This window comes from Citrobacter sp. RHB25-C09, assembly GCF_013836145.1.
In the GTDB taxonomy this organism is placed as follows: Bacteria; Pseudomonadota; Gammaproteobacteria; order Enterobacterales; family Enterobacteriaceae; genus Citrobacter_A.
In genome coordinates this window covers 3,822,647-3,840,315 of sequence record NZ_CP057483.1, presented here as the reverse complement: position 1 = coordinate 3,840,315, position 17,669 = coordinate 3,822,647, and the positions used below count along the sequence as shown (strand labels likewise).

The 17,669-nt window shown below is 51.8% G+C and carries 20 protein-coding genes; 16 read left to right on the top strand and 4 right to left on the bottom strand.

Annotated features, from left to right (window positions below; genetic code table 11):
* Positions 1-94 precede the first annotated feature (94 nt).
* From HVY19_RS18170 to HVY19_RS18105, 14 genes are all read left to right on the top strand, one after another.
* Positions 95-1,099, top strand: coding sequence for a D-cysteine desulfhydrase (locus HVY19_RS18170; RefSeq protein WP_181681974.1), 1,005 nt, complete (start codon positions 95-97; stop codon positions 1,097-1,099).
* Positions 1,092-1,799: an amino acid racemase gene (locus HVY19_RS18165; RefSeq protein ID WP_181681972.1), complete on the top strand. Its 708-nt coding sequence runs from the start codon at positions 1,092-1,094 to the stop codon at positions 1,797-1,799. Before HVY19_RS18170 ends, HVY19_RS18165 begins: the two co-directional genes overlap by 8 nt.
* Positions 1,800-1,869: 70 nt before the next feature.
* Positions 1,870-2,871, top strand: coding sequence for a glycine betaine ABC transporter substrate-binding protein (locus HVY19_RS18160; RefSeq protein WP_181681970.1), 1,002 nt, complete (start codon positions 1,870-1,872; stop codon positions 2,869-2,871).
* Complete coding sequence (locus HVY19_RS18155) at positions 2,868-3,638, top strand: ABC transporter permease (RefSeq protein ID WP_181681968.1); 771 nt, start codon at positions 2,868-2,870, stop codon at positions 3,636-3,638. Before HVY19_RS18160 ends, HVY19_RS18155 begins: the two co-directional genes overlap by 4 nt.
* On the top strand, positions 3,638-4,414 hold the full coding sequence (locus HVY19_RS18150) for an ABC transporter ATP-binding protein (protein ID WP_181681966.1): 777 nt from the start codon (positions 3,638-3,640) through the stop codon (positions 4,412-4,414). The genes HVY19_RS18155 and HVY19_RS18150 overlap by 1 nt, the downstream gene beginning before the upstream one ends.
* Before the next feature lie 141 nt (positions 4,415-4,555).
* On the top strand, positions 4,556-5,287 hold the full coding sequence (gene rlmB, locus HVY19_RS18145; protein WP_181681964.1) for a 23S rRNA (guanosine(2251)-2'-O)-methyltransferase RlmB: 732 nt from the start codon (positions 4,556-4,558) through the stop codon (positions 5,285-5,287).
* 125 nt (positions 5,288-5,412) lie between these two features.
* Positions 5,413-5,817, top strand: a complete 405-nt coding sequence (locus HVY19_RS18140; protein WP_181681962.1) for a DUF2170 family protein — start codon at positions 5,413-5,415, stop codon at positions 5,815-5,817.
* 15 nt (positions 5,818-5,832) lie between these two features.
* The gene (locus tag HVY19_RS18135) at positions 5,833-6,531 is read left to right on the top strand and encodes a PspA/IM30 family protein (protein WP_181681960.1); all 699 of its coding nucleotides are present in this window, start codon (positions 5,833-5,835) and stop codon (positions 6,529-6,531) included.
* Positions 6,531-7,601 (top strand): potassium channel family protein, encoded by a 1,071-nt coding sequence (locus tag HVY19_RS18130; RefSeq protein WP_181681958.1) that lies wholly within the window; start codon positions 6,531-6,533, stop codon positions 7,599-7,601. Before HVY19_RS18135 ends, HVY19_RS18130 begins: the two co-directional genes overlap by 1 nt.
* On the top strand, positions 7,598-8,260 hold the full coding sequence (locus HVY19_RS18125) for a YjfK family protein (protein WP_181681957.1): 663 nt from the start codon (positions 7,598-7,600) through the stop codon (positions 8,258-8,260). Before HVY19_RS18130 ends, HVY19_RS18125 begins: the two co-directional genes overlap by 4 nt.
* A 17-nt stretch (positions 8,261-8,277) precedes the next feature.
* Positions 8,278-8,676, top strand: a complete 399-nt coding sequence (locus HVY19_RS18120) for a DUF350 domain-containing protein (RefSeq protein WP_181681955.1) — start codon at positions 8,278-8,280, stop codon at positions 8,674-8,676.
* A 9-nt stretch (positions 8,677-8,685) separates the two neighbouring features.
* Positions 8,686-9,327: a DUF1190 domain-containing protein gene (locus HVY19_RS18115; protein WP_181681953.1), complete on the top strand. Its 642-nt coding sequence runs from the start codon at positions 8,686-8,688 to the stop codon at positions 9,325-9,327.
* A 2-nt stretch (positions 9,328-9,329) separates the two neighbouring features.
* A complete protein-coding gene (locus HVY19_RS18110; protein ID WP_181681951.1) occupies positions 9,330-10,493 on the top strand; it encodes a glutathionylspermidine synthase family protein in 1,164 nt (387 codons plus the stop codon).
* An 84-nt stretch (positions 10,494-10,577) separates the two neighbouring features.
* A complete protein-coding gene (locus tag HVY19_RS18105; protein WP_181681949.1) occupies positions 10,578-12,200 on the top strand; it encodes an isovaleryl-CoA dehydrogenase in 1,623 nt (540 codons plus the stop codon).
* 86 nt (positions 12,201-12,286) lie between these two features.
* Here HVY19_RS18105 and yjfN read toward each other — a convergent pair whose 3' ends face one another.
* Positions 12,287-12,562, bottom strand: a complete 276-nt coding sequence (gene yjfN / locus HVY19_RS18100) for a DUF1471 family protease activator YjfN (RefSeq protein ID WP_181681947.1) — start codon at positions 12,560-12,562, stop codon at positions 12,287-12,289.
* Positions 12,563-12,709: 147 nt separating this feature from the next.
* Complete coding sequence (gene bsmA / locus HVY19_RS18095; RefSeq protein WP_181681945.1) at positions 12,710-13,039, bottom strand: biofilm peroxide resistance protein BsmA; 330 nt, start codon at positions 13,037-13,039, stop codon at positions 12,710-12,712.
* Positions 13,040-13,221: 182 nt separating this feature from the next.
* On the opposite strand from bsmA, the gene yjfP reads away from it, so the two are divergent.
* Positions 13,222-13,953, top strand: a complete 732-nt coding sequence (yjfP, locus tag HVY19_RS18090; RefSeq protein ID WP_181681942.1) for an esterase — start codon at positions 13,222-13,224, stop codon at positions 13,951-13,953.
* On the opposite strand, the gene ulaR is transcribed toward yjfP, so the two are convergent.
* Both ulaR and ulaG read right to left on the bottom strand, forming a co-directional pair.
* Positions 13,950-14,705, bottom strand: a complete 756-nt coding sequence (gene ulaR, locus HVY19_RS18085) for an HTH-type transcriptional regulator UlaR (protein WP_181681940.1) — start codon at positions 14,703-14,705, stop codon at positions 13,950-13,952. The genes yjfP and ulaR overlap by 4 nt on opposite strands.
* A gap of 136 nt (positions 14,706-14,841) precedes the next feature.
* A complete protein-coding gene (ulaG, locus tag HVY19_RS18080; protein ID WP_181681938.1) occupies positions 14,842-15,906 on the bottom strand; it encodes an L-ascorbate 6-phosphate lactonase in 1,065 nt (354 codons plus the stop codon).
* Positions 15,907-16,267: 361 nt separating this feature from the next.
* Here ulaG and ulaA point away from each other — a divergent pair, with 361 nt between their 5' ends.
* Entirely contained in the window at positions 16,268-17,665 is a 1,398-nt protein-coding gene (gene ulaA, locus HVY19_RS18075) for a PTS ascorbate transporter subunit IIC (protein WP_181681936.1), read from the top strand.
* Positions 17,666-17,669 lie beyond the last annotated feature (4 nt).

Sequence of the window (17,669 nt, the reverse complement as noted above, 5' to 3'; positions counted from 1 at the left end):
CAGTAATCGTTATTTATTCTTTTTGATTAGCCATCTTCGGCAGATGTGTATAGTGAATTTCACTTTTTGAAATCATTAATAGCAAGGAGCACTTATGCATCTGGCTCGTTTTCCAAGAGTTTCTCTTGGCCATTTTCCCACGCCGCTGGAGCCGCTGAGTAATTTAAGTAAATTATTAGGTGGTCCAAATATATGGATTAAACGCGACGACGCGACCGGTCTGGCAAGTGGCGGAAATAAAACCCGCAAGCTGGAATTCCTTCTGGCAGATGCACTGGAGAAAAAAGCGGATGTGGTCATCACCCAGGGGGCGACGCAATCAAACCATGTCCGTCAGACAATCGCAGGTGCTGCAAAGCTTGGGTTAAAAGCGAAAGCGCTGTTGGAAAAACGCGTGACTGATTTTGGCGAAGATTATCAGCGCTCTGGCAATGTATTACTCGATAACTTGCTGGGAGGGGAAATCGTTGCTCATCTGCCTGGTGGCACGGATATGCAGCAGGCAATGGAAGAGTATGCCGCAACGTTGCGCGATCAAGGGTACAACCCATATATCATTCCGGGGGGCGGTTCGAACCCGACGGGAGCGCTGGGTTATGTCGCCTGTGCTGAAGAGCTGCTGTATCAGTCATCTGAACGCCGACTGCGCATTGATCACGTCGTTCATGCCACGGGCAGTACCGGTACTCAGGCGGGATTAGTAGCGGGCTTTACGGCAACCCACAGCCATGTTTCCGTGCTGGGTATCAGCGTGCGGGCACCTAAAGCAAAACAGGAAGAGAACGTGTGGAATCTGGCTTCCCGTACGCGGGAACGGCTTGGCGTACCGGGAGAGTTGTCGCGTCACGCGGTAGTGGTGAATAGTGATTATGTTGGCGATGGGTACGGTTTGCCGACGGAAGGGACACTGGAGGCGCTGACGTTGCTGGCTCGTCATGAAGGTATTTTGCTTGATCCCGTTTACTCCGCAAAAGGTATGGCAGGGTTGATTGACCTTATTCGTAAAGGTCACTTCCGCCGGGATGAGAACATTGTCTTTATCCATACCGGGGGATCGGCGGGGCTGTTTGGTTACCGGCAGGTGCTGGAGCATGGCTAAACCCTTCTTGCTTGGCGTGTTGGGGGGAATGGGTCCCCTGGCGACGCTGGATTTTCAACGTCGCCTGCTGGATGCCACGCCTGCGCAAAGCGATCAGCAGCAAATCCCCATGGTCGTCTGGAATGTGCCGCAAATAGCGGATCGCCAGCAAGCGCTGGCAGGAACGGGACCGTCACCTCTACCACAACTGCTACACGGTATCAGGACGCTAAATCAGGTGGGAGCAAGCCATATTGCAATCCCTTGTAATACGGCACACCACTGGTATAACGCGCTCAGTGAAGTGAGTAACGCGCCCATCTTGCATATCGTTGACGCCACGCTGGAGGCATTGGCTCAGTCTGATGACAAACCTTCGCGAGTGGGCATTATCGCGACAAAAGGCACGCTGGATGCTGGATGGTATCAGCAGAGGCTGGCTGCGCAGGGCATTACTGTGCTGGAGCCAACAGCAGAGGAGCTGACACAGTGGTTCGTACCCGGTTGTTATGCCGTCAAACGCGGCGCGCTGGCTGAAGGGGGAGCGTTGTTAGTGCGGCAGGCTAATGCATTGTTTAAGCGTGGGGCGCAAAAGCTGGTGCTGGCGTGTACAGAAGTACCTGTCGCACTAGCGGCGATCAATACTCCATTTCATCATCTGACATATGACCCGGCTCAGGCACTGGCAGAGCGATGTTCGCAGTTATGGCAAATTAACTAACGTCTTAAATATAGGCGTAGTCCGTTACGATGTCGGACTCAATATTCGGATTCTTCAAAGGATAAATAAAATGAAAAGAACTCTCTTATTATTAACGGCCGTGGGTGGTTTGTGGGCGAATATGAGTTTTGCTGAGACGCCAACTGAAGTTCGGGTGGCATATAGCGGTGGCTCTCAGGTATTAATGTTGGCAAAAGCGGATGGTTCTCTGGATAAAGCCTTAAACACGAAAGTGAAATGGGTGCAATTTGCTTCAGGCGCTGATGCGCTAAATTATTTCGCCAGCAATGCGATTGATATTGCCAATTTTGGCTCCAGTCCGGCGACGGCAGGTATTGTCCGTAAATTACCGGTGGAGATTATTGGTGTTTCAGGGGTGATAGCCAACTATGAGCGTCTGATTGGGAAAGACGACATAGTCAACATCAAGGATATTGAGGGTAAACGCGTCGGATATCCACCAAATTCGACGGCGCAGTATGCCCTTGAAGCCGCGATCAGCGTGAACAAGCTGGATCGTAGCAAAATCACGCTGTTACCGCTGCGCCCTGCTGAGATGGTGGCGGCCTGGAAACGTGGTGATATTGATGCTGGTTATGTCTGGGCACCGTTCGCTCAGGAACTGGAAGCTTCGGGTGGGCATCAGGTTTTTGCGACCAAAGATCTGCAAAAAGATGGCTATCTGATCTACAACAACTATGTTGTGCGTAAAGCCTTTGCTGAGCAGTATCCTGATGCGGTTACCGCTTTCCTGCGTGTGCATCAGCAGAAAGTGGATGAGTTCAAAAACGATCCGGAACGTGCTGCTGGGATTGTCTCCAAAGAGGTTGGCGCGCCAGTCACTACGGCTGCAAATACCCTGGGCGGACTGGAATATCCCACGCTTGCCGAGCAAGGAACCGCTGACTGGTTGGGGAACGGTACGCAAACCACTGACAGCGGTATTGGCAAAGCGTTGAGCAAAACCTCCCATTTCCTTGCCGGTATTGGTGAGATCCGTAAGCGTGATATTCCGGCTAATTGGGATACGGCGATTGATTCTCGTTACATTCGCGAAGCGGCGGCAAAATGAGATTACGTCAGCATATCGCCATCAGTGTGTTGTCGGTGGTGGTTTTCTTTATCGTCTGGCAGCTGGCGGCGACACGGCAGTGGGTTGACTCACTGCTGTTACCGTCTCTCACCGATATTGGTCTGACAACGGAAGAACTGATGGCCGACGGCTACCGTCAGGTGCCGCTGTGGGAACATATTGTGATTAGCCTGGCGCGTGCGCTAAGCGCGTTTGCGGTGGCGATTGCTATCGGTATTCCTCTGGGTCTGTTGATGGGGATGTCGGATGGCCTGGCGGCGGTGCTTAATCCTTTTGTTCAGTTTCTTCGTCCTTTGCCAAAAATTGCGCTGATCCCGCTGGCAGTAGTCTGGTTGGGAATCGGTGAGGCATCGAAGTTTTTCCTGATCTTTATTGCCACGTTTTTGAGCGTGGTGGTCGGCGCTTCGGCAGCCGTTGACCGCATTGGGCGTTCGCGGATTCGCGTGGCACAAACGCTCGGCGCTTCACGCAGGCAGATCTTTATGCGTGTGGTATTGCCCGACGCGTTACCCGATCTCTTCACGACCGTCAGACTCTCCATTGGCATAGGCTGGACGTCACTGATTGCCGCAGAGATGGTTGCGGCCAGTTCTGGTCTGGGCTGGATGGTGATCAACGCCAGCTCTTATTTGCGCACTGATATCGTCATGCTGGGAATTTTACTTCTGGGCGGTATTGGATACTTGCTCGATTTGTTGTTGCTGGGGTTACAGCGTCTGGCTGTTCCCTGGGCGGGGAAAGAATAATGAGTGCGATTACCCTGGAAAATGTCTCGCTCTCCTTTGCGGCAAAACCGCAGCCGTTTACGGTGTTGGAAGACATTAACCTGTCGTTAAACAGCGGCGAGTTTGTGGTACTGCTTGGACCCTCTGGTTGTGGGAAGTCCACTATCCTGAACCTGGTCGCTGGATTTAATCAACCGGATCGGGGACGAGTGGTTGCGGGGGGAAAAGCGGTAACACAACCGGGCCCGGATCGCGGAATGATCTTCCAGCAGCCCAATCTTTTCCCGTGGCTATCGGTGCTGGACAACGTCACTTTTGGCCCCCGTTTGGGCAAACATCGTAAAGATGAAACCAACGCCCAGGCGCAGTTATGGCTGGAACGCGTAGGGCTGAAGGGCTTTGAACATCATGCGCCCTGGCAGCTTTCTGGTGGTATGAAACAACGTGTGGCGCTGGCTCGTGCCTGGCTTCCTGGCCCGGAAGTGCTACTGCTTGATGAACCATTTGGTGCGCTGGATGCGCAAACCCGACTGATGATGCAAGAGTTATTGCGTGAGGCCTGGCTGTCCACGGGCACCACATTACTGTTCGTCACCCACGACGTGGAGGAGGCGCTCTTTCTGGCTGACCGTATTCTGATCATGTCGGCAAAACCGGGAAAAATCGTCGATGAGATTCGTCTGCCGTTTGGGCGGGAACGGAATATTGAAACCCTTGCTGAACATCCCTTGTATAGCGAGATTAAGCATCACGTCCTGCATCGGGTTCGTCAGGAGGCGAAGCGTCACTTACGTTAATAAGTGGTTTAAATGACGGTGTCAGTCAGTGGTTAAGGCTGACAGGGTCGATTTGAAGGCCGGGTCGGTTATAATGGGGGCATGTGAGTTTTCTCACGGCTAATTTAACCCGGCGCACACCGCCCAAAACGAGTAAGTTTAATGAGTGAAATGATTTATGGCATCCATGCGGTGCAGGCCCTGCTGGAGCGCGCTCCTGAACGTTTTCAGGATGTTTTTATTCTCAAAGGCCGTGAAGATAAACGCCTGCTGCCGCTGATCCATGCTCTTGAAGCGCAGGGCGTGGTCATCCAACTGGCGAACCGTCAATTTCTGGATGAGAAAAGCGAAGGTGCCGTGCATCAGGGCATCATTGCCCGCGTGAAACCGGGGCGTCAGTACCAGGAGAACGATCTACCGGATCTGATCGCCTCACTCGACCAGCCTTTCTTGCTGATCCTCGACGGCGTCACCGATCCGCATAACCTCGGGGCCTGCCTGCGTAGTGCAGATGCCGCTGGCGTCCATGCGGTGATCGTCCCGAAAGATCGCTCTGCACAGCTGAATGCGACCGCGAAGAAAGTCGCTTGTGGGGCAGCAGAAAGCGTACCGTTGATTCGTGTCACGAACCTGGCGCGCACCATGCGTATGCTCCAGGAAGAGAACATCTGGATTGTGGGGACGGCGGGTGAAGCTGACCATACGCTGTACCAGAGCAAAATGACCGGTCGCATGGCATTAGTGATGGGGGCAGAAGGTGAAGGTATGCGCCGTCTGACTCGCGAACACTGCGACGAGCTGATCAGCATTCCGATGGCCGGCAGCGTGTCATCGCTCAACGTTTCCGTTGCGACGGGCATCTGCCTTTTTGAGGCCGTTCGTCAACGCAGCTAAATTTATTTTTCAGAATAAACCATCCCTTTGTGGATGGTTTTTTTTTATCGGTTATGCGTAATATATGAGGCGAAATTAGATATACAAATAATTAATCGTTAAATAATTAACATATGGATTAATATATGACATGGAGCCCGCAGGCGCTGGCTAATGCGCTACGTACCGCTGATGGTATGAATATAGATCTCATCGATAACGATAATTCAATAATCATTAAAATGAATGATTATGGTGATTTGCAATTGTCGGTATTATTTACTTCTCGCCAGATCATTATTGAAACCCTTATTTGTCCGGTGAGTCGTATTCCAAATCAGGCAGAATTTAACGTATTCTTATTACGCAACCAAAAAATTCTACCGTTATCTTCGGTGGGTATCTCTCGCGTGCAGAACGAAGAATATTATGTGGTTTTTGGCGCATTATCACTAGGTTCCTCACTGGCTGATGTGACCCTCGAAATGACAACGCTGGTAGAAAACGCGCTGGATCTTGCTGAAATCACGGAAGAGTACGCTCAGGCATAATAAGGAATATACAGAATGGGAATTTTGAAAAGTTTATTCACGCTCGGCAAATCGATGATTTCCCAGGCGGAGTCTTCTATTGAAGAAGCACAGGGTGTACGGATGCTGGAACAGCATATTCGTGATGCGAAAGGTGAACTCGATAAGGCCGGGAAGTCTCGTGTGGATCTGCTTGCCCGGGTAAAACTGAGTAATGACAAACTGAAGGATCTGCGCGAGCGAAAATCCAGCCTCGAAAAGCGTGCCCTGGAAGCGTTGAGTAAAAATGTCGATGCTGGCTTAGTGAATGAGGTCGCCGAAGAGATTGCGCGTCTGGAGAACCTGATTACTGCTGAAGAACACGTACTTGCGAACCTTGAAGTCGCGCGAAATGCCGTAGAGAAAGCCGTGACGGCGACCGCCCAGCGTATTTCACAATTTGAGCAGCAGCTTGAAGTGGTTAAAGCCACAGAAGCGATGCAGCGCGCACAGCAGTCCGTGACGACCTCAACCCTGGGCGCAACCACCAATGTCTCTACAGCGGCGGAATCGCTCAAGCGTATCCAGACGCGGCAGGCCGAGCGTCAGGCGCGACTGGATGCGGCGACGCAACTGGAGAAAGTGACCGATGGTCGCGATCTGGACGAGCGTCTGGCTGAGGTCGGCATTGGCGGAGCAAATAAAAGCTCTGCTCAGGACGTTCTGGCGCGACTGCAGCAACAGAAAGGCGAGTAATGCTGTTTACCTGGCTGGTCAGAACCTGTCAGCGCCATCTGAGTAGATTAACCTGGCCCGCCCTGACCGGGATGTTTATCGGCCAGTATCTGTTGTGTTACCTGGTTATGAGGTTATTGCATGAAACCGCTCTGGTTGGCAGCCTGAGCGATTTTGTTTATTACAGTTCCGTGGTGGGCTCCACGCTGGGGTTTGGCGATCTGAGTCCTCAAACGACCGGAGGGCGCTTGTTCACGGCGCTCTGGCAAATTCCGGTCAGCGTCGGGTTATTCGGCGCTTTTATGGGAAAAGTCATCGCGCAGGTACAGGGAATGTTAGCGAAAGGAATGACAGGGATGGGCGATTTTCGTCATCTGCACAAGCATATGCTGGTGATTGGCTGGCGCGGTCACCAGACTGAGAAAATGATTTCGTTGCTGTTGTACGACACCCGTCGGGCCTTTGAGCGGGTGTTGTTATGCGAGTGGGACGATATTCAGCACCCGCTGGCGGGTAACAGCTGGGTGGATTTTATCCGCGTAAGCAATGTTAATGACCCGCAAGAGCACCAGCGAATGGGGCTTCGCCACTGTCAAAGCGTCATTATTTTCGCCCGAACGGACGAGCAAACCTTCACGTCGGCACTGTCGCTGGCCGATTTCATTCCTGAACATTGTCACGTTGTCGTTTATCTCGAAGATGAACGCTATGCCGGACTGCTGGAAACGCACTGTCCTCATATGGAAATTGTGCGCAATCTTTCCGCTGAACAGCTTTCACGCTCCATTCAGGATCCGGGTTCCTCACAATCCGTTGCGTCGATCATGAACCCGATGCTTGGCGATACGGGCTTTGTCTTACCGGTTCCGGAAACGGTGCCACCGATGCACTACGGCGCGTTAATGCGCTATATGAAACTGCATCACGATGCCACAGTGCTGGGTATCAGCCACTGTAAAAACGGACGTGGGATGGAACTCAATCCCGTTATCTCAACCGAGGTGCGGGGCGGTATGTGGTTACATCTTGTCGGAAATAGCCGGATCCTTGCGGAAGAGGTCGCCTGGCAAGAAATAAGGGAAGCATTATGAAGCAATTTTTGCAACGACTGCTGGGTGGAAACACAGCAGAGCCGGCACGGATTCGCGGCCCGCTGGGGCTGCATTTACGGGCCGGTTTTACGCTGGATACGCTCGCGTTTCGCCTGCTGGAAGAGGACATGATGATTGAGCTTCCCGGCGAGGAATATACCGTTGCGGCGATCAGCCATATCGACCTTGGCGGGGGTAGCCAGATTTTCCGTTATTACACTTCCGGCGACGAGTTTCTGCAAATCAGTACCACCGGGGGTGCTGACGTTGACGACATTGAAGACATCAAACTGTTTGTTTATGAAGCGTGTCACGGCATCAATCAGGAATCTCACTGGCGTTCCGCCATTAGCCCGAAGGCGATGGGCACACCAACAATAGTCTGGCAAGAGCAACAGTGGGAACGCTTCTTTAACAGCGAAGAGCCGGGAAATATCGAACCCATCTTCATGCTGGAAAAAGTGGAAAACCAGCAACATGCAAAGTGGGATGTCCATAATTTTACAATGGGCTACCAGCGGCAAATTAACGAAGAAACCTGGGAGTACTTGCTCCTTAATGGTGAAGAGACATTTAACGAACAGGGCGAGCTGGAGTGGGTTTTCTCGCGCGCGTTGGGCGTCGATATTCCACTAACATCGCTTAATATAATTGGTTAATTACAGGGAAGAATGAGATGCACATACTGGATTCATTACTGGCCTTCTGTGCCTATTTTTTTATTGGCGCAGCAATGACAATACTATTCCTTTTTATCTACTCAAAAATTACGCCGCATAATGAGTGGCAACTGATTAAAAATAGTAATACGGCTGCATCACTGGCCTTTAGTGGCACCCTGTTGGGATATGTTATTCCTTTATCCAGCGCGGCAATCAACTCCGTCAGTATTCCCGATTACTTTGCCTGGGGGGGTATTGCGCTGGTGATCCAGTTGATTATTTATGGTGGCGTCCGGCTCTATATGCCAGCGCTCAGCGAGAAGATTATTAATCACAACACTGCGGCAGGACTCTTCATGGGGACAGCTGCGTTAGCGGGCGGTATTTTTAACGCTGCCTGCATGACATGGTAACGGACGATCATGGCTAAGAAACCAAGAAACAGGCGGCGGAATGCAGGCGTGGGCCATTCCGCAATTACCCGGATTGACCGTCCGGTAAATCCTTTTGAACCCAAACGCAGTCGGTACAGCGGTAAATTTCTGACGTTAGCGATCATGGGTGGCGCTGCCTTCTTTGTCTTAAAAGGGTGCAGCGACAGCGATGATGTTGATAACGATGGCGATGGAATATTTTATTCGACGGTGCAGGACTGCATTGATGACGGCAATAACGCCAGCGTTTGCGCGGAAGGGTGGAATAATGCGAAGACCGATTTTTACGCGAATTTGCCGAAGGACATGACGCAGAACAGTTGCCAGTCTCAATTTGGTAACTGTTATTACGACAATATTGGACAAAGCTGGATCCCGGTTATTTCCGGCTTCCTGCTCAGCCGCGCGATCCGCAAAGACAGGGATGAGCAGTACGTTTATTCCAGCGGAGGCTCTTCCTACGCATCGCGCCCTGTCTGGCGTACCACCTCCGGGGACTATTCCTGGCGTACGGGCTCCGGGAAAAGCAACACCGCTACCAGCCATAGCTACAGCACGAAGAAAGCGTCGACGGTTTCTCGCGGCGGTTACGGGCGCTCGTCCAGCGCACGTGGAAGCTGGGGAGGCTAATCATGCTGCGACATGATGTGCCTGTGCGGCGAGATCTGGATAAAATCGCCGACGATCACGGTTTCGATTTTCATATCATTGATAACGAAATTTACTGGGATGAAAGTCGCGCATACCGCTTTACGTTGCGACAGGTCGAAGAGCAGATCGAAAAGCCGACTGCTGAACTCCATCAAATGTGTCTGGAGGTGGTGGATCGTGCGGTGAAGGATGAGCAAATCCTTGAGCAACTGGCGATTCCTCCGCTGTACTGGGACGTTATTGCGGAAAGCTGGCGCAGTCGCGATCCGACGCTGTATGGCCGGATGGATTTTGTCTGGTGCGGAAGCGACCCGGTTAAGTTACTGGAATATAACGCGGATACGCCAACCTCGCTGTATGAGTCGGCTTATTTTCAATGGCTGTGGCTGGAGGATGCGCGTCGCAGCGGCGTTATTCCGCGCGATGCCGATCAGTACAACGCGATCCAGGAGCGTTTGATCTCGCGTTTTGCTGAGCTATACAGCCCGGAACCGTTCTATTTCTGCTGTTGCCAGGATACCGACGAAGATCGCACCACGGTGCTCTATTTGCAGGATTGCGCGCAGCAGGCGGGGCAGGAAACGCGGTTCATCTATCTGGAAGAATTGGGTTTAGGTGTCGGCGGAGTGTTGACCGATCTGGATGACAATGTGATTCGTCGCGCGTTTAAGCTCTATCCGCTTGAGTGGATGATGCGTGACGATAACGGTCCTCTACTGCGGAAACGCCGGGAACAGTGGGTTGAGCCGCTCTGGAAGAGCATCCTCAGCAACAAAGGTCTGATGCCGCTGCTGTGGCGATTCTTCCCCAATCACCCAAACCTGCTTCCGTCCTGGTTCGACGGTGAAAAGCCGCTTGTCGGCGCAGGCGAAAGCTATGTGCGCAAGCCGATCTTTTCCCGTGAAGGCGGAAACGTCACCATTTTTGACGGAAAGCAGCAGGTTCTTGAACATGCAGAGGGCGATTATGCCGATGAGCCGATGATCTACCAGGCATTTCAGCCGTTGCCGCGTTTTGGTGACAGTTACACGCTGATCGGCAGTTGGATCGTCGATGACGAAGCGTGTGGTATGGGGATCCGTGAAGATAATACCTTGATCACTAAAGATACTTCGCGTTTCATCCCGCATTACATCGCGGGTTAATCCCACTTTTGTGATCTCCCTCAGTCGCCATTCACTCGGCTGTGACCATAATTAATGGTGCCGCCGTTGAAGGAGGGAGACACAATGAATTGGCACACTCATACCGTTTTCAACCAACCGACTCCGCTTAATAACAGTAATTTATTCCTGTCCGATGGCGCTCTTTGCGAGGCTGTGGCCCGTGAAGGTGCTGGCTGGGATAGCGAACTTCTCGCCAGTATCGGACAGCAACTCGGCACAGGAGAATCACTTGAGCTGGGGCGACTGGCTAATGCCTGGCCACCAGAACTCCTGCGTTACGATCCGCAGGGACAGCGTCTGGATGACGTTCGTTTTCACCCCGCATGGCATTTGTTGATGCAGGGACTCTGCGGCAACCGCGTTCATAATCTCCCCTGGGAAGACGAAGCCCGCGCGGGATCGTTCACCGCCCGTGCTGCGCGCTTTGTCCTGCATGCCCAGGTTGAAGCGGGGACGCTATGCCCCATCACTATGACTTTTGCGGCCACTCCGTTGTTGCAACGCATGTTACCCGACACCTTTTCCGACTGGCAGACACCGCTCCAGAGCGATCGCTATGACTCGCATTTGGTGCCTGGCGGGCAAAAGCGAGGGTTACTCATTGGAATGGGAATGACCGAAAAACAAGGTGGTTCCGATGTGTTGAGTAATTCTACCCGGGCAGAGCGACTGGAGGATGGCACGTATCGGCTGGTGGGACATAAATGGTTTTTCTCTGTGCCGCAAAGCGATGCGCATTTGATACTGGCTCAGGCAAAAGGCGGTCTGTCCTGCTTTTTTGTCCCGCGTTTTTTACCTGATGGTCAGCGCAATGCCGTCCGAATCGAACGATTAAAAGACAAACTGGGGAACCGTTCTAATGCCAGTTGTGAAGTGGAGTTTCAGGATGCTATCGGCTGGCTGTTAGGTGAGGAAGGTGAAGGGATCCGTCACATCCTGAAGATGGGCGGTATGACGCGTTTTGATTGCGCGCTCGGCAGCCATGGACTCATGCGGCGTGCGTTTTCCATTGCGGTTTACCATGCGCATCAGCGGCAGGTCTTTGGTAAGCCGCTGATCGAACAACCGATGATGCGTCAGGTGTTAAGCCGCATGGCGCTTCAGTTAGAAGGGCAAACCGCGTTGCTGTTTCGTCTGGCTCGCGCCTGGGATCGTCGTCACGAGGCAGAAGAGATGCTTTGGGCTCGTCTGTTCACGCCAGCGGCGAAATTCGCCGTCTGTAAGGGGGGGATTCCCTTTGTTGCTGAGGCGATGGAAGTGCTTGGTGGGATCGGGTATTGCGAAGAGAGTGAACTGCCAAGGCTGTATCGGGAAATGCCGGTAAATAGCATCTGGGAAGGATCGGGCAACGTAATGTGTCTGGATGTGCTTCGCGTGCTGAGTAAACAAACAGGTATTGACGAGTTACTCAATGCTGCCTTTTCTAAGGTCAAAGGCCAGGACAGGCATTATGATCGTGCGGTCCGTCAGCTTCAGCAACGCCTGCGCAAACCGTCTGAAGAGCTGGGGCGTGAGATCACACAGCAGCTTTTCCTGCTGGGCTGTGGCGCTGAGATGCTGCAACATGCTTCTCCACCCATTGCACAGGCCTGGTGCCAGATGATGCTGGATACGCGCGGAGGAATTCGTTTATCAGAACAGGTGCAAGACGCGGTATTACTGAGGGCGACGGGAGGGGGACGGTAATATTTTATGCCTGATGGCGACGCTATCGCGTCTTATCAGCCTACGGTCTGTGTAGGACGAATAAGTTTTCGCCATCCGGCACATGATTACGCATACAGAATAGCCTTTACGCGCCAGTTATCTGGCTGCTGATCTTCATACATTTGAACAATGCGATACCATGATGCGCCTTGTTCATCCGCTTTCAACGCGACAATACGTTCCACATCTTGCGGATTACCTTCAATATTACTGACAGAAATCAGGCCAATTTCATTCAGACCGGTAACACAATCCGCGCTGGCAAATTCTGCAGACTGCGCCGTCGTCGTCGCCAGTCCGGCGGTAAGCAGCAGTGAGGATAAGGTAAGTGATTGTTTCATTGTCAGCTCCATTTTACGTTTCCTCGCTTTTAACGAGGTATTCCATCGGCGAAATAAACGTCCAGCCTCTGGCTGATGGTTTATTGTGCACAGGTAAACGCACAGAGATGCAAAGCAATGTAAAAACAAATAAAAATCAATGTACTGTTATTTACGATACAAAATAGCCTGTGAGTACCACTGGCCCGTTATGATGGTTTCATCAACCATAACGATAACGTAATAATCTGCTTTCGCGGCAACGGCTTTGGCTTTGACTTCTGCTATTGCATCATCCGGAGAACCTCTCACCAGCGAGGTCACAGAACCCATGCGCTGCAATCCTTGTGTCTGGTCGCGGCGGATCTCCTGAGGATGATCGGCAACAGGCGGTGCGGGTTGCGGTGTACCCTGCAGTACGCTACATCCGCTTAACAATAAAGCCAGCATCAAAGTAGCAAACCGACGCATAACTCTCTCTCGTTTCCTGATAGCCATAGTGTAGTGCCTTATTAATTTCCCTTTGGGGGAATGTTCCCAAAATGTTACCTTCCGCGCGATTTTCGAATGAAAATGTCGCGAAAGCGTAATCCAGTTCTCAACATTATGAATCGTTACCGCGCACTTAGCCTTGCTTAATGGAATGCCTCATGGCATACCAGAGAAAAAAGGGGCCTCAAATGATTGAAATTGAAACGCGTCAATTTGCTGAACATTCTTTGTTGCACGCATTTCCTGAAGGTAAACGCGTTACGCCTTTACCGACTATTGTCTTCTACCACGGATTCACCTCCTCCAACCTGGTTTATAGCTACTTTGCCGTGGCGTTAGCACAGGCGGGTTTTCGCGTCATTATGCCAGATGCGCCAGATCACGGAGAGCGCTTCAAGGGGAATACGCAGGAGCGGATGGGGCATTTCTGGCAGATATTGCAGCAAAATTTTCAAGAGTTTGCGGCGTTACGTGCGCTTATTACGGCGGAGAACTGGCTACTGGACGATCGGCTGGCGGTCGGTGGAGCGTCCATGGGGGCAATGACCGCCCTGGGGATTATGACCCAGCATCCGGAAGTTAAATGCGTCGCCAGCTTAATGGGCTCGGGCTATTTTACTCACCTGGCCCACACGCTGTTTCCCCCCAGCGCGCAGGATGCGTTCGAGAGCGTTATTGCACCGTTAGCGAAGTGGGAGGTGTCAACGCAACTCGCGCGTCTGGCGGACAGACCGCTGTTGTTATGGCATGGCGAAGATGACGACGTCGTGCCGGCGGCGGAATCCCTCCGCTTACAGCAGGCATTGATGCAGGCGGGTCTTGACCAGAATCTGATCTGTCAGTGGCAGCCAGGGGTTCGTCACCGTATTACTCCTGAGGCACTGGCGACGACCGTCTCATTTTTCCGCCAACACCTTTAAACGCGAAGAACGCTAACGCCCTGTTTCTCAAGTTCCTGCAGGATCTGCGGATTCGCATTTTTACCGGTGATAAGCATATCGATTTGATCCGCGCGGCTGAACAACATACCCGCGCGTTCGCCGATTTTACTGCTATCCACCAGAACCACCAACTTCCCGACCACGCTCAGCATTTTCTGTTCCGCCATCGCCGTCAGCATATCGGTCTTATACAGACCATCGGCGGTCAACCCTTTACCGCTGGTAAACATCCAGTGCCCTGCATACAGGCTGTTTTCGCTGCCCTGCGGGCTGAGGGTAATTGACTGGCTTTTATTGTACTGGCCTCCCATGATGATCACGCTTTCATGTTCCTGATCGATCAGGAAGTTTGCCAGAGGAAGATAGTTAGTAATGATCTGCACGGGTTTACCGCACATTTCACGGCCCAGTAAAAACGCAGTTGAGCCACAGTTAATGACGACGCTTTCACCGGGATTAACCAGTTGTGATGCGGCCTTAGCAATCCGCACTTTCTGATCGTGGTTCTGCGCCTGATGTAAATTCATCGGCGTCCAGCGTGGCCGCTGCTGGGTGATGGCTTCAGCTCCGTTGCGGACTTTCTTAAGTTTGCCGCTCTCATCGAGTTTATTAATGTCGCGACGTGCCGTAGCGGGGGAGATCCCAAGTCGTTCAACGACATTCTCAACGGTTACGAAGCCCAACTGTGCCAGCATATCCAATAAGATTTGATGTCTTTGTGCTTCAGTCATGAGCTATTCCGATACAAAATGATGGTAAAAGATGATATTTGAAATAGCCTGAAAATACTAAGATAAAAATGGAGAATTTCTGGGATCATTTTGCCTGATAAGTGCAGCGCCATCAGGCATCTGCCCTTTTTGCGTATTACAGGAAGGACTTAAACGGCAGATCCGGCTCGATAGTAAAGCAATCATCAAAGCCACGCGGATAGTGATACTCAAAGTTATCTTTATCCAGAGGCCAGGTGAATTTCCCGCCCACCTGCCAGATGAACGGCTTAAAGCCGTACTTCAGACGATCTTTCTTCATCTCCCACAGTACGCGGATCTCCTGCGGATCGGCCTGGAAATTTGACCAGATGTCATGGTGGAACGGGATCACCACTTTGGTGTTTAACGCTTCTGCCATGCGTAGCATATCGGCGCTGGTCATTTTGTCAGTAATGCCACGAGGGTTTTCGCCGTACGAGCCCAGCGCGACGTCAATCTGATGCTCGTTACCGTGCTTCGCGTAATAGTTGGAATAGTGGGAATCACCGCTATGGTACAGCGAGCCACCCGGCGTTTTGAACAGATAGTTCACAGCGCGCGCATCCATTCCGTCAGGCAGAACGCCAGCGGCTTTTTGATCGGCCGGCAGGGTGATCAACGCGGTGCGGTCAAACGCATCAAGCGCATGAATTTCAATGTCTTTGACTTTTACGACATCGCCCGGTTTAACCACGATGCAGCGCTCTTTCGGCACGCCCCAACCGATCCACAGATCGACACAGGTTTGCGGGCCAATAAACGGAACATCGTCCGCACAGTTCTGCATGACCGCCGCGGCAACGTTGACATCAATATGATCGTTGTGGTCGTGAGTCGCCAGTACGGCATCAATCTGACGAATGGCGAAAGGATCAAGGACAAACGGTGTGGTGCGCAGGTTAGGCTGCAATTTCTTCACCCCTGCCATGCGCTGCATCTGATGACCCGCTTTCATTAACGGATTGCCGTGGCTTTGTTTACCGGTGCCACACCAGAAATCGACGCATACATTAGTGCCGCCCTCAGATTTCAGCCAGATCCCAGTACAGCCCAGCCACCACATCGCAAAGGTGCCCGGTGCGACCTGTTCTTGTTCGATCTCCTCGTTCAGCCAGCTTCCCCACTCTGGAAAGGTGTTCAGGATCCAAGATTCCCGCGTGATGCTTTTCACTTTACTCATCGTTTGACTCCCGGTTTAAATCAAAAGTAATCATGATGTGATTTGTTGTGATTAATGCTTGCATCATTTTGAGCGTTTTGCAATGGCTAAAAAGTGGAATTTTAACTTCGCCAGCTCACAGATTCTCTGATTTCTGGGTGCTAAACTTATCCATATATCTCATCAACATGATGAATTATAAGGCATAATTTATTTCTATGTTGCCAGGTTGAAAATCATTACGCAGTGAGTGGAAATAATTTGCGTGACGCGTCACAAATAATCAAATTCAATCTTGTGGTGATTATTTTTGATTACTAGAGTGTTGACACCAACCACGCAGGGTTTCCCCTTGTGTTCCCATTTTTTTCTGGAGAGAGTTATGGAGATCCTCTACAACATCTTTACCGTTTTTTTTAATCAGGTTATGACCAATGCCCCGCTATTGCTGGGTATCGTGACCTGTCTTGGCTATATCCTGCTGCGTAAAAGCGTCAGCGTAATTATCAAAGGCACCATTAAAACCATCATCGGTTTTATGCTTTTGCAGGCCGGGTCAGGCATCCTGACAAGCACTTTTAAACCTGTCGTCGCGAAGATGTCTGAGGTTTACGGTATCAACGGGGCGATCTCTGACACCTACGCGTCGATGATGGCGACTATTGAGCGGATGGGCGACGCCTACAGTTGGGTCGGCTATGCCGTACTGTTGGCGCTGGCGCTGAACATCTGTTACGTCCTGCTGCGGCGTATCACCGGTATCCGTACCATCATGCTTACCGGGCATATCATGTTTCAGCAGGCGGGTTTAATCGCTGTTTCCTTCTATATCTTCGGCTATCCGATGTGGACCACGATTATCTGTACAGCGGTGCTGGTTTCCCTGTACTGGGGCATCACGTCCAACATGATGTACAAGCCGACGCAGGAAGTGACAGACGGCTGCGGTTTCTCTATTGGTCACCAGCAGCAGTTCGCCTCCTGGATCGCCTATAAAGTCGCGCCGTATCTGGGTAAGAAAGAAGAGAGTGTTGAAGATCTTAAGCTGCCTGGCTGGCTGAATATTTTCCATGACAACATCGTGTCTACGGCGATCGTAATGACGATTTTCTTCGGTGCGATTCTGCTCTCCTTTGGTATCGACGTTGTGCAGGCGATGGCGGGTAAAACCCACTGGACGGTCTACATTCTGCAAACCGGCTTCTCGTTTGCCGTCGCGATTTTCATCATCACTCAGGGCGTGCGCATGTTCGTCGCTGAGCTCTCTGAAGCGTTTAACGGTATCTCCCAGCGCCTGATTCCAGGTGCCGTACTGGCGATTGACTGCGCCGCGATTTATAGCTTCGCGCCGAACGCAGTTGTCTGGGGCTTTATGTGGGGCACCATCGGCCAGCTGATCGCGGTGGGTATCCTCGTAGGCTGCGGCTCTTCCATTCTGATTATTCCGGGCTTTATCCCGATGTTCTTCTCTAACGCCACTATCGGCGTGTTTGCTAACCACTTCGGCGGCTGGCGCGCGGCACTCAAGATTTGTCTGGTGATGGGGATGATCGAGATCTTTGGCTGCGTGTGGGCAGTGAAGCTGACAGGCATGAGCGCCTGGATGGGTATGGCGGACTGGTCAATTCTGGCACCGCCGATGATGCAGGGCTTCTTCTCCGTCGGCATCGTCTTCATGGCCGTCATTATCGTAATCGCACTGGCTTATATGGTCTTCGCAGGGCGTGCATTGCGCGCTGAAGAAGACGCTGAAAAACAACTGGCAGAAAACGCTGCTTAATTAG